Origin of the sequence: Actinacidiphila guanduensis, assembly GCF_900103985.1 — a bacterium.
Classification (GTDB): domain Bacteria; phylum Actinomycetota; class Actinomycetes; order Streptomycetales; family Streptomycetaceae; genus Actinacidiphila; species Actinacidiphila guanduensis.
On sequence record NZ_FNIE01000013.1, the window covers coordinates 1 to 11226 of the forward strand.

Consider the following 11226-nt stretch of genomic DNA (forward strand, 5'->3'; position numbering starts at 1 on the left):
GTGTTTCGGTGGTCATAGCGTGAGGGAAACGCCCGGTTACATTCCGAACCCGGAAGCTAAGCCTTTCAGCGCCGATGGTACTGCAGGGGGGACCCTGTGGGAGAGTAGGACACCGCCGAACAATTCTTGAGCCCGGCCCCGGATCTTCGATCCGGGGCCGGGCATTTGGCGTTTTCCGGGCTGGGGTAGAGTCGCGGCATCGTCCGCGCGTGAAGTTCATCAGGAGGGGACCCGTGGAGGTCCAGGAGACACGGGTGCAAACGGATCGCATCTTCACGATCCCCAACATCCTGAGTATGGCGCGCCTGGTCGGCGTTCCGGTGTTCCTGTGGCTGATTCTGTGGCCGGAGTTCGGCGGGCCGAAGATGGACGGCTGGGCGCTGCTGGTGCTCGCCTTCAGCGGCGTCAGCGACTACCTGGACGGCAAGCTCGCCCGCCGGTGGAATCAGATCAGCGCCCTCGGCCGCGTCCTGGACCCCGCCGCCGACCGGCTGTATGTGCTGTCCACCCTGGTGGGCCTGACCTGGCGCGACATCCTGCCGCTGTGGGTGACCGTGCTGCTGCTGGCCCGCGAGGCGATGATGGCGGTGATGCTGCTGATTCTGCGGAGGCACCGCTACGGCCCACCCCAGGTGAACTTCATCGGGAAAGCGGCTACCTTCAACCTCATGTACGCCTTTCCGCTGCTCCTGCTGAGCGACGGCAGCGGATGGCTCGCAACCCTGGCGTCAGTTTTCGGCTGGGCGTTCACCGGATGGGGTACAACCCTGTACTGGTGGGCAGGAATCCTCTACGTGGTGCAGGTCCGGAGACTTGTCCGGGCGGACGCCACGGCTGACTGAGTCACGAGGAGGACGTTTCCGACATGAAGGCGGTTGTGATGGCCGGCGGCGAGGGCACTCGCCTTCGCCCGATGACATCGAGCATGCCGAAGCCTCTGTTGCCGGTGGTGAATCGCCCCATCATGCAGCACGTGCTGAACCTGCTCAAGCGGCACGGACTCACCGAGACAGTGGTGACCGTCCAGTTCCTCGCGTCCCTGGTGAAGAATTATTTCGGGGACGGCGAGGAATTGGGAATGGAGCTCACTTATGCCAACGAGGAGAAACCGCTGGGGACGGCCGGAAGCGTCAAGAACGCCGAGGAGGCGCTGAAGGACGACTCCTTCCTGGTGATCTCCGGTGACGCCCTGACAGATTTCGACCTCACCGAACTGATCGCATTCCACCGCCGCAAGGGCGGACTCGTCACGGTCTGCCTGACGCGGGTGCCCAACCCGCTCGAGTTCGGCATCACCATTGTGGACGACGAGGGCAAGGTCGAGCGGTTCCTGGAAAAGCCCACCTGGGGCCAGGTCTTCTCCGACACGGTGAACACCGGCATCTACGTGATGGAGCCCGAGGTCTTCAACTACGTCGAGCCCGACGTGTCCGTGGACTGGTCCGGCGATGTCTTCCCGCAGTTGATGAAGGAAGGCAAGCCGATCTACGGCTATGTCGCCGAGGGCTACTGGGAGGACGTCGGTACCCACGAGAGCTATGTGAAGGCGCAGGCCGATGTCCTGGAGGGCAAGGTCGACGTCGACATCGACGGCTTCGAGATCTCCCCGGGCGTGTGGGTCGCCGAGGGCGCCGAGGTGCACCCCGACGCGATCCTGCGCGGCCCGCTCTACATCGGCGACTACGCCAAGGTCGAGGCCGGCGCCGAGATCCGCGAGCACACCGTCGTCGGGTCCAACGTCGTGGTGAAGTCCGGTGCCTTCCTGCACAAGGCCGTCATCGCCGACAACGTCTACATCGGCCCGCAGACCAACCTGCGCGGCTGCGTGATCGGCCGCAACACCGACGTCATGCGGGCCGCGCGGATCGACGAGGGCGCCGTCATCGGTGACGAGTGCCTGATCGGCGAGGAGTCCATCATCGCCGGCAGCGTGCGCGTCTACCCGTTCAAGACGGTGGAGGCCGGCGCCTTCGTCAACACCTCGGTGATCTGGGAGTCCCGCGGCCAGGCGCACCTGTTCGGCGCCCGCGGTGTCTCCGGCATCCTCAACGTGGAGATCACCCCCGAGCTCGCGGTACGGCTCGCGGGCGCGTACGCGACCACGCTGAAGAAGGGCGCCACCGTCACCACGGCCCGCGACCACTCCCGCGGTGCCCGCGCCCTGAAGCGCGCGGTCATCTCGGCCCTGCAGGCCAGCGCCATCGACGTGCGCGACCTGGAGAACGTGCCGATGCCGGTGGCGCGCCAGCAGACCGCCAGGGGCGGCGCCGGCGGCATCATGATCCGCACCAGCCCGGGCCGACCGGACTCGCTGGACATCATGTTCTTCGACGAGCGCGGCGCCGACCTCTCGGCCGCCGGCCAGCGCAAGCTGGACCGCGTCTTCGCCCGCCAGGAGTACCGCCGGGCCTTCCCCGGCGAGATCGGCGACCTCACCTTCCCGGCCACGGTCTTCGACTCCTACACGGGTGCGCTGCTGCGGGCCGTGGACACCTCCGGCATCGCCGAGTCCGGCCTGAAGGTCGTGGTGGACGCCGCCAACGGCAGTGCGGGCCTGGTGCTGCCCAGCCTGCTCGGCCGGCTCGGCGTGGACGCGCTGACCATCAACCCCGGCCTGGACGAGGCCCGGCCCACCGAGACCGAGCAGGCGCGCAGGGAGGGCCTGGTGCGGTTGGGCGAGATGGTCGCCTCCGCGCGGGCCGCCTTCGGGGTGCGCTTCGACCCGGTCGGCGAGCGGATGTCGCTGGTGGACGAGCGCGGCCGGATCGTCGAGGACGACCGCGCCCTGCTGGTGCTGCTCGACCTGGTCGCCGCGGAGCGGCGCAGCGGGCGGGTGGCGCTGCCGGTGACCACCACCCGGATCGGCGAGCAGGTGGCCGCGTACCACGGCACGCAGGTGACGTGGACGACGACCTCGCCCGACGACCTGACCCGCGTCGGCCGCGAGGAGGGCACGATCTTCGGTGGCGACGGCCGCGGCGGCTTCATCGTCCCGGAGTTCAGCAGCGTCTTCGACGGCGCGGCGGCCTTCGTACGGCTGATCGGCCTGGTGGCCAGGACGCAGCTCACCCTCAGCCAGATCGACGCCCGCATCCCCAAGGCGCACGTGCTCAAGCGCGACGTGCCGACGCCGTGGGCGGTCAAGGGCTCGGTGATGCGGCGCGTGGTGGAGGACGCCGGCGACCGGTCGGTGGACACCACCGACGGTGTGCGGGTGGTGGAGTCCGACGGGCGCTGGGTGATGGTGCTGCCCGACCCGGCGGAAGCCGTCACCCACCTGTGGGCGGAGGGCCCGGATGACGCCTCGGCGCAGGCCCTGCTGGACGAGTGGTCGCAGGCCGTGGAGAACGCCGGACGGTGAGCCCCGGCGCCCCGGAAGGGTGCGCCGGCCCCCGCCGATCGGTGATCTTCGGCACGAACGGCTCACCGTGAGGGGTCCGTTCGAGTGCCGACCACTCGACGTGCGACGATGTCCCGCATGCCGCCGCAGCAACCCGATCGGAGCAGCCCCGCGCCCGGGGCTGCTCCGCGGCGCCCTGATGCGTCCATGTCGCTGCTGACCACGATCATGGAGCACAGCCTCGACGACGGGTACGCCGAGGCCGCCGCCCGCCGCGGCGCGACCGGCACCTCGCGGCTGCCGAAGGCGCTGAGCGGGAAGCTGGGGCTCGCCCTCGGCCTGGTGCTGGCCGCGATCGTGGTGACCGTGGGCGCCGCCCAGGCGCAGTTCTCCGCGCCCACCGAGGCCAAGGAGCGGCAGCGGCTGATCGACCGCATCCAGGCCGACACGCGCGACGCCGACGCCCTGCAGAAGGACGTGGACACCCTGCGCGGCACGGTCGCAGGCGAGCAGCAGTCGGCGCTGAACCGGCCGGACGGCGACGCCGACCGCACCCTGGAGCTGATGGCGGCCGCCACACCGGCCCAGGGGCCCGGGGTGAAGCTGGTGGTGGACGACGCGGCGGAGGCGTCCGAGGGCGGCACGGGCGGGCCGCGGGAGAGCGACAGCTTCTCCGACACCGGGCGGGTCCGCGACCGCGACATGCAGCACGTGGTGAACGGCCTGTGGTCCTCGGGCGCGGAGGCCGTCTCGATCAACGGGCAGCGGTTGACGGCTCTGTCGGCCATCCGGGCGGCCGGGCAGGCCATACTGGTCGACAACAAGCCGCTGGTGCCGCCGTACACGGTGCTGGCGATCGGGGACGGGAAGAAGTTGAGCACGGCATTCCGGCACAGCGCGGACGGTGAGTACCTCCACGTGCTGCAGACCACCTACGGGATTCGGGCCTCGGTCAGCGTGCAGTCGCACATCGAGCTGCCGGCCGCGCCCAGCCTGATCCTGCGGTACGCGACGCCGGACCCCGCCGTGACCGGGAGGGGTGGACAGTGATCGCCGTACTGGGCCTCGTGGTGGGCGTCGTGGTCGGACTCGTGGTCCGCCCGGTGGTGCCCTCCGGCTTCGAGCCCTACCTGCCCATCGCCGTGGTGGCCGCGCTCGACGCCGTCTTCGGCGGCCTGCGGGCCATGCTCGACGGGATCTTCGACGACAAGGTCTTCGTCGTCTCCTTCCTGTCCAACGTGGTGGTGGCGGCGCTGATCGTCTTCCTCGGCGACAAGCTCGGGGTGGGCGCCCAGCTGTCGACCGGCGTGGTGGTCGTCCTCGGCATCCGGATCTTCTCCAACGCGGCCGCGATCCGCCGCCATGTCTTCCGGGCGTGAACCGGGCATGACCGAGGAGCACCACCACCACCGGCACGAGCCCAAGCACGAGCGGCACGAGCACCGGCACGATCACAAGCACGACGGCAGGGCCCCGCAGGAGCCCGCCGGGCCCGCCGCCGAGCCCGAGGACGAGGCCGCGGGTGCGAGCGCCGGGCCGGCCGCCGCGCAGGACAAGGCCCCCGCCGTGACCGGGCGGCAGCGGCTGAAGGCCGGGCTGTGGCCGCCGCGGCTGACCCGCGCCCAGCTGATCGTCGCGCTGCTGCTGTTCGTGCTGGGCTTGGGCCTGGCCATCCAGGTGCGCACCACGAGCGACAACGGCACCCTGCGCGGCGCCCGCCAGGAGGACCTGGTGCGCATTCTCACCGAGCTGGACAACCGCAGCCAGCGGCTCCAGGACGAGAAGCGCGGCCTGGAGAGCCAGCGCAGCGAGCTGGAGACCAGCTCCGACCAGGCCGCGGAGGCGCTGAAGCAGACCCGGCAGAAGGCGCGCGAGCTCGGCGTGCTGGCCGGCACCGAGGCCGCCCAGGGGCCCGGTATCACGCTGACGATCACCGACCCGCACGGCGGGGTGGAGTCCGACTCGCTGCTGGACACCGTCCAGGAGCTGCGGGCGGCCGGTGCGGAGGCGATCCAGATCAACAATGTGCGCGTCGTGGCGGGCACCTACTTCACCGACAGCGGAAGTGGCGTGCGGATCGACGGGCACCAGGTGGCACAGCCCTACGTCGTCAAGGTCATCGGCAACCCGCCGGACCTCGAACCGGCGCTGAACATCCCCGGAGGGGTCGTGCAGACGCTGGAGAAGGAGCAGGCCACCGCGGATGTCGTCAGGTCGCAGAAGATCACTGTGGACGCCTTGCGGCCGCAGAAGCAGCCTGACTACGCTCGGTCATCCCAGTGAGGTGGGGGGTCGGGGCACTGGTGGCGTGTCGAGTGGTGGAAACTGTGAGTAGCGAGAGTTCGTCCTGCCCCACGGGCGGGTCTGCTTCTTCCAAGGGGAATCGCCCGTGAAGTTGTTTGGGAAGTTGTTCGGCAAGAGCGCGCGCCAGTCGGGGGACCCGGCGACCGCGCGGCACCGCGCGCCGCGGGGTCTCCAGGAGGAGCCCGGCCGCGGCCAGGAGGGCGGCGACCGGCCGCTGTTCCGCAACGAGCCGTCCGGCAGCGGCGGCGGCTTTTCCGCCGCGCCCGGCGTGGCGCCTGTTGACCCCGGTTCGGCCCCCCGCATAGGTTTCGGGGAACCATCGGCCGCTACGGGTGGAGGCTACGGGGTGCTGGTCTGCGGCAGGTGCGGTCACAGCAACGCGGAGGCGAGCCGCTTCTGCAACAACTGCGGTGCGCCGTTGCGCGGGGGCGCCGTCCCCGCCGAGCGCTCCTCGGAGACGACCTCCACGATCTCGATCTCCGGCATCGAGGCGTACGAGGCGGAGGCCACCGGCCAGACCCCGGTGCCGTCGCTGTCGCCCGAGGCGCAGGCCGCCGTGGAGGCGCTGCCGGCCGGCTCGGCGCTGCTGGTGGTCCGCCGCGGCCCGAACTCCGGCAGCCGCTTCCTGCTGGACGACGCGGTGACCACCGCCGGCCGGCACCCGCAGAGCGACATCTTCCTGGACGACGTGACGGTCTCGCGCCGGCACGTGGAGTTCCGCCGGGAGGCCGACGGCTCCTTCAGCGTCTCGGACGTCGGCAGCCTCAACGGCACCTACGTCAACCGGGAGCGGATCGACTCGGTACGGCTCGGCAGCGGCGACGAGGTGCAGATCGGCAAGTACCGGCTGGTGTTCTACGCGAGCCAGCGGAGTCTGTGACCTGCCCGACCCGGCCCGGGAGATCCCGGGGAACCCCGAGGAAGGTGTGCATGCCGAGAACGCCAGGCGGTGCCGGGGACGGCACCGCCGCCGTGTCCGCCCGGGCCGACGGCCCGCTGATGAGCATCGGCGCGGTGCTGTCCCGGCTGCGGGACGAGTTCCCCGAGGTGACCATCTCCAAGATCCGCTTCCTTGAGGCGGAGGGGCTGGTGGAACCGCAGCGCACGCCCTCGGGGTACCGGAAGTTCAGCGCCGCCGACGTGGAGCGGCTGGCGTACGTGCTGCGGGTGCAGCGCGACCACTACCTGCCGCTGCGGGTGATCCGGGAGCACCTGGACGCCCTGGACCGCGGGGAGCCGGTGGCGCTGCCGGGCCCCGCGGAGTCCCGCGAGGTGCTGGACGGCAGCCTGGAGCCCGAGGCGGCCGCGGTGCGGCTGCGGATCGGCCGCGAGGAGCTGCTGGCCGCCACGGGGGCCGACGGCGACACGCTGGCGGAGTGGGAGTCCTACGGGCTGGTCGAGGCCGGCGGCGACGGCGGTTACGACGCCGACGCGGTGGCGATCGGCCGGCTCGTCGCGGAACTGGGCGCCTTCGGCCTGGAGCCGCGGCACCTGCGGGCGGTGAAGGCGGCCGCCGAGCGCGAGGCCGGCCTGATCGAGCAGGTGGTGGCGCCGCTGCGGCGGCACCGCAACCCGCAGACCCGCACCCGCGCCGAGGCGAGCACCCGCGAGCTGGCGGCGCTGGCGGTGCGGCTGCATGCCGCGATGGTGTACTCGGCGCTGCGGCTGCGGCTCGACTGAGGCCGTCCGGGTCCGCGGGTCCCGGCAGCCCGCGGGCGGGCCTTCACGGTGCCTTCACGGGACGTGCCCGGCCACCGGGTGGCGGCACCAGGCCGTGCCCGACTACCCAAACCCGGCGGGCACGGCCTAGGGTTGCTGTGTGAACGAGCTCGACGTTGTGGGTGTCCGGGTCGAAATGCCCTCCAACCAACCGATCGTGCTCCTGCGTGAAGTGGGAGGCGACCGGTACCTGCCCATCTGGATCGGGCCGGGCGAGGCGACGGCCATCGCATTCGCGCAGCAGGGCATGACGCCTGCGCGACCGCTGACTCACGACCTCTTCAAGGACGTGCTCGAGGCGGTGGGACAGACGCTGACGGAGGTGCGTATCACGGACCTGAGGGAAGGCGTGTTCTACGCGGAGCTGGTGTTCGCCAGCGGGGTCGAGGTGAGCGCGCGCCCGTCGGATGCCATAGCGCTCGCGCTGCGTACCGGGACCCCGATCTACGGGAGCGACGGCGTGCTCGATGACGCGGGCATCGCCATCCCGGACGAGCAGGAGGACGAGGTCGAGAAGTTCCGCGAGTTCCTCGACCAGATCTCGCCCGAGGACTTCGGGACCAGCAACCAGTAGGCGCGCGGTAGGCACACGGCAACCGCCCGGTGGCGGACGGGACCCGCGCCGCCGGCCGGCAGGTCGGCACGTGCGGACCCGGCTTGGTGGGAGCCCGGTGGGGCAAGGTTGGCCCGTTTGCGCCCAACCGGGGTGTCGTTCCCGCTCTGCGGTCGGATGAAACCACTCCTGGGGTGGATTTCACTCGGCGTGCCGAGCGTGGCGATCGTTGACGCACGTGTGACGACTGCCTACCGTCAGAATGGAAAGTCCGGTGGCACGTGACACGCGGCCACCGGATGTGGAGGGACGGAGGGCGGCGTGAGAAGCACCGGCGACGGTTTGGCGACCGGCGGCCCGTATCCCACCCGGGGGCCGCTCGCCCACGCCACTGCGGCCACGGGCGGCGACGGCGTCCCGGCCGAGCAGATCGGCTACCGCGGCCCGGCCGCGTGCGCGGCCACCGGCATCACCTACCGCCAGCTCGATTACTGGGCGCGCACCGGCCTGGTGGAGCCGAGCGTGCGGCCGGCCTACGGGTCGGGCACCCAGCGGCTCTACAGCTTCGCCGACGTGGTCGTGCTGAAGATCGTCAAGCGGCTGCTGGACACCGGGGTGTCCCTGCAGAACATCCGCACCGCGGTCCAGCACCTGCGCTCGGTGGTGCCCGACGAGCTGCCCCGGATGACGCTGATGAGCGACGGCGCCACGGTCTACGAGTGCACCTCGCCCGACGAGGTCGTCGAGCTGCTCCAGGGCGGCCAGGGCATCTTCGGCATCGCGGTCGGCGTGGTCTGGCGGGACGTGCAGAGCGCGCTGTCGCAGATGCACGGCGAGCGGGTCGACACCGGCGAGACCCTGGTCGGCCACAACCCGGCCGACGAACTCGCCCGCCGCCGCAACCGGGCGGTCTAGGGCCAAGCCCACCGAGGCCCCGCCGAAGCGCTGTGCGGGAGCGGCCCGACCCGCCGTTCCCGTACGCGTGTACGGCCGATGTCGGTGGCATGCGCGACCATCGGTGGTGTGAGAAGTGCGCCGACGATCCTCCACCTGGACATGGACGCGTTCTTCGCCGCGGTGGAGCAGGCGTCCAAGCCCAGCCTGCGGGGCAAGCCGGTGGTGGTCGGCGGCCTCGGGCCGCGCGGGGTGGTCTCCACCGCCTCCTACGAGGCGCGCGTCCACGGCGTGCACTCCGCCATGGCCACCGCCCACGCCCGCCGGCTCGCCCCCAACGCCGCCTACCTCTACCCGAGGTTCACCGTCTACCGCCGGATCAGCGACATCGTCATGACGCTGCTGCGCGAGGCGTCCCCGCTGATAGAGCCGCTCAGCGTGGACGAGGCGTTCGTCGACCTGGAGGCGGGCCCCAGCCGCGACGACCCGCGCGAGGTCGCCCGGCGGCTGCGCGCCGACATCCGCACCGCCACGGGCCTGACCGCCTCCGTCGGCCTGGCCGGCTCCAAGCTGCTCGCCAAGATCGCCTCGGAGAAGGCGAAGCCGGACGGCCTGGTCGTGGTGGAACCCGGCACCGAGCAGGCCCTGCTCGACCCGATGCCGGTGCGCACCCTGCCCGGGGTCGGCCCGGCCACCGCCGAGCACCTGCGCAAGGCCGGCATCCTCACCGTCGCCGAGATCACCCACGCCGGCGAGCCCGAACTGGTGCGGCTGCTCGGCAAGGCACACGGCGCCGGGCTGTTCGCGATGGCCTCCGGGCTGGACAACCGCCCGGTCGTCGCCGACCGCGACGTGAAGTCCATCTCCGTGGAGGACACCTACGACACCGACCTCACCGACCGCGCCCATGTCCGCTACGAGATCGACCGGCTCGCCGAGCGCTGCGTGCAGCGGCTGCGCGGGGCCGGCCGCTCCGGCCGCACCGTGGTGGTCAAGATCCGGCGGTACGACTTCTCCACCCTGACCCGCTCCGAGACGCTCCGGGCCCCCACCGACGACCCGGCGGTGGTCCGCGAGACCGCGCGGCGGCTGGCCGAGGCCGTCGACACCACCGGCGGGGTGCGGCTGCTGGGGGTGGGCGTTGCGGGCCTGGCCGACTTCACCCAGGAGGACCTGTTCGCGCAGGCCCCCGAGGACGGGTCGGCCGCCGCGGAGGCACTCGTCCCGGAGCTGCCCACGGCCCCGCCGCCGCAGGGCGAGCGGGCCCGCCAATGGCTGCCCGGCCACGACGTCACCCATGAGGAGTACGGGCCCGGGTGGGTGCAGGGCAGCGGCGTGGGGCGGGTCACCGTGCGCTTCGAAGTGCCCACCGACACCCGGCCCGGACGGGTGCGCACCTTTCCCGCCGACGACCCGGCGCTGTCCCACAGCGACCCGCTGCCCCTGGCCCGCGAGGCCGCCTGGAACGCCGAGCGGGGCCTGGAGATCGGCGGCGCGGTCGCGGAGGGCCCGGGCGACACCGGCGAGGCGGACGGTACGGGCCACCCCCGGGACGCAGGGGAAAACCCCCGGGGGGCGGAGAGCGGCGGGGATGCCGGCAGTGGCGGTCAGTCGCCGGCCAGCTTGCCGAAGTCGCCAGAGGGGGCGGCCTCCGGGCCCGAGCGCGGCACGTCCATGCCGTAGTGGTGGTAGAGCTGCAGCTCCTGCTCGGGGGAGAGGTGGCGGCCCACGCCGAAGTCGGGCGCGTCACGGATGAGCGCCTTGCGGTAGGGCACGCGCAGCTCGTCGCCGACCAGTTCGCTGGGCCCGAGCGGCACGAAGGCGTCGCGGGTGAACAGCCCGGTGCGCACCGCCGCCCACTCGGGGATGCCGGTGGCGTCGTCGAGGTAGACCTCGTCCACCGTGCCGATCCTGGCCCCGTCCTGGTCGAAGGCGCGGCGGCCGATCAGGCTGCGCGGATCGATGTCGGTCTGCACGGTCCCTCCAACCCACGGGGTGACAGCTGCTGATTACCACCAAAAGCCACAACCGGTGGGATGTCGACTCGGCGCGGCGCCCCGTCCACCGCCCCACCCCCGCCCCCCCATCCTCGCCCCGACGTGCCGGAGCAGGCGCTGGTAGGCTGAACGCGGCCGCAGAACCCATGCGGGAGAGTCCACCGTCACCCGGCCCAGCGGCCGGCGGCGGGGGCGCCGAAGGAGCAAATCCTCCCCGGAATCTCTCAGGCATCCGTACCGCACGGGCGAGGTCACTCTGGAAAGCAGGACCTGCCCGGAGGCGGCGCGGCCGCCGGGTGGCGTCCTCACCGACGGTGAAAACCGCCCCCGGGCGGTGAAGCTCTCAGGTTCTCTGACAGAGGGGGAGGCCGTACGGGTGCCGTGCACGGCACCCCCCGAAGGTCGGCAGACCAGGAGGC

At 71.8% G+C, this 11226-nt stretch carries 11 protein-coding genes, 1 rRNA gene and 2 riboswitches; of the genes, 11 read left to right on the top strand and 1 reads right to left on the bottom strand.

What is annotated here, in order from left to right; genetic code table 11:
* Positions 1-4: 4 nt before the first annotated feature.
* From rrf to BLR33_RS25765, 11 genes are all read left to right on the top strand, one after another.
* Positions 5-121 (top strand): 5S ribosomal RNA (gene rrf, locus BLR33_RS25715).
* Between the two features lie 112 nt (positions 122-233).
* Positions 234-842: a CDP-alcohol phosphatidyltransferase family protein gene (locus BLR33_RS25720; RefSeq protein WP_093786992.1), complete on the top strand. Its 609-nt coding sequence runs from the start codon at positions 234-236 to the stop codon at positions 840-842.
* A 23-nt stretch (positions 843-865) separates the two neighbouring features.
* Complete coding sequence (locus BLR33_RS25725) at positions 866-3361, top strand: mannose-1-phosphate guanyltransferase (protein ID WP_093786993.1); 2496 nt, start codon at positions 866-868, stop codon at positions 3359-3361.
* A 117-nt stretch (positions 3362-3478) separates the two neighbouring features.
* Positions 3479-4390: a DUF881 domain-containing protein gene (locus BLR33_RS25730; protein ID WP_093786994.1), complete on the top strand. Its 912-nt coding sequence runs from the start codon at positions 3479-3481 to the stop codon at positions 4388-4390.
* Positions 4387-4719 (top strand): small basic family protein, encoded by a 333-nt coding sequence (locus tag BLR33_RS25735; protein WP_093786995.1) that lies wholly within the window; start codon positions 4387-4389, stop codon positions 4717-4719. Before BLR33_RS25730 ends, BLR33_RS25735 begins: the two co-directional genes overlap by 4 nt.
* 7 nt (positions 4720-4726) lie before the next feature.
* Positions 4727-5623, top strand: coding sequence for a DUF881 domain-containing protein (locus tag BLR33_RS25740; protein WP_093786996.1), 897 nt, complete (start codon positions 4727-4729; stop codon positions 5621-5623).
* Positions 5624-5729: 106 nt separating this feature from the next.
* Positions 5730-6524, top strand: a complete 795-nt coding sequence (locus BLR33_RS37005) for an FHA domain-containing protein (RefSeq protein WP_322987195.1) — start codon at positions 5730-5732, stop codon at positions 6522-6524.
* A gap of 50 nt (positions 6525-6574) precedes the next feature.
* Entirely contained in the window at positions 6575-7324 is a 750-nt protein-coding gene (gene ftsR / locus BLR33_RS25750; protein WP_093786998.1) for a transcriptional regulator FtsR, read from the top strand.
* Positions 7325-7463: 139 nt separating this feature from the next.
* A complete protein-coding gene (locus BLR33_RS25755) occupies positions 7464-7937 on the top strand; it encodes a bifunctional nuclease family protein (protein ID WP_031518684.1) in 474 nt (157 codons plus the stop codon).
* A 300-nt stretch (positions 7938-8237) separates the two neighbouring features.
* Positions 8238-8831 carry a MerR family transcriptional regulator gene (locus BLR33_RS25760; RefSeq protein ID WP_093786999.1) on the top strand — a complete coding sequence of 198 codons (594 nt, stop codon included), beginning with the start codon at positions 8238-8240 and terminating at the stop codon, positions 8829-8831.
* Positions 8832-8939: 108 nt separating this feature from the next.
* Positions 8940-10493, top strand: coding sequence for a DNA polymerase IV (locus tag BLR33_RS25765; RefSeq protein ID WP_093787182.1), 1554 nt, complete (start codon positions 8940-8942; stop codon positions 10491-10493).
* Here the strand turns inward: BLR33_RS25765 and BLR33_RS25770 are convergent.
* Positions 10418-10786, bottom strand: a complete 369-nt coding sequence (locus tag BLR33_RS25770) for a PRC-barrel domain-containing protein (RefSeq protein WP_093787000.1) — start codon at positions 10784-10786, stop codon at positions 10418-10420. The genes BLR33_RS25765 and BLR33_RS25770 overlap by 76 nt on opposite strands.
* 160 nt (positions 10787-10946) lie before the next feature.
* A riboswitch (glycine riboswitch) is annotated at positions 10947-11057 on the top strand.
* A riboswitch (glycine riboswitch) is annotated at positions 11058-11176 on the top strand.
* Positions 11177-11226 lie beyond the last annotated feature (50 nt).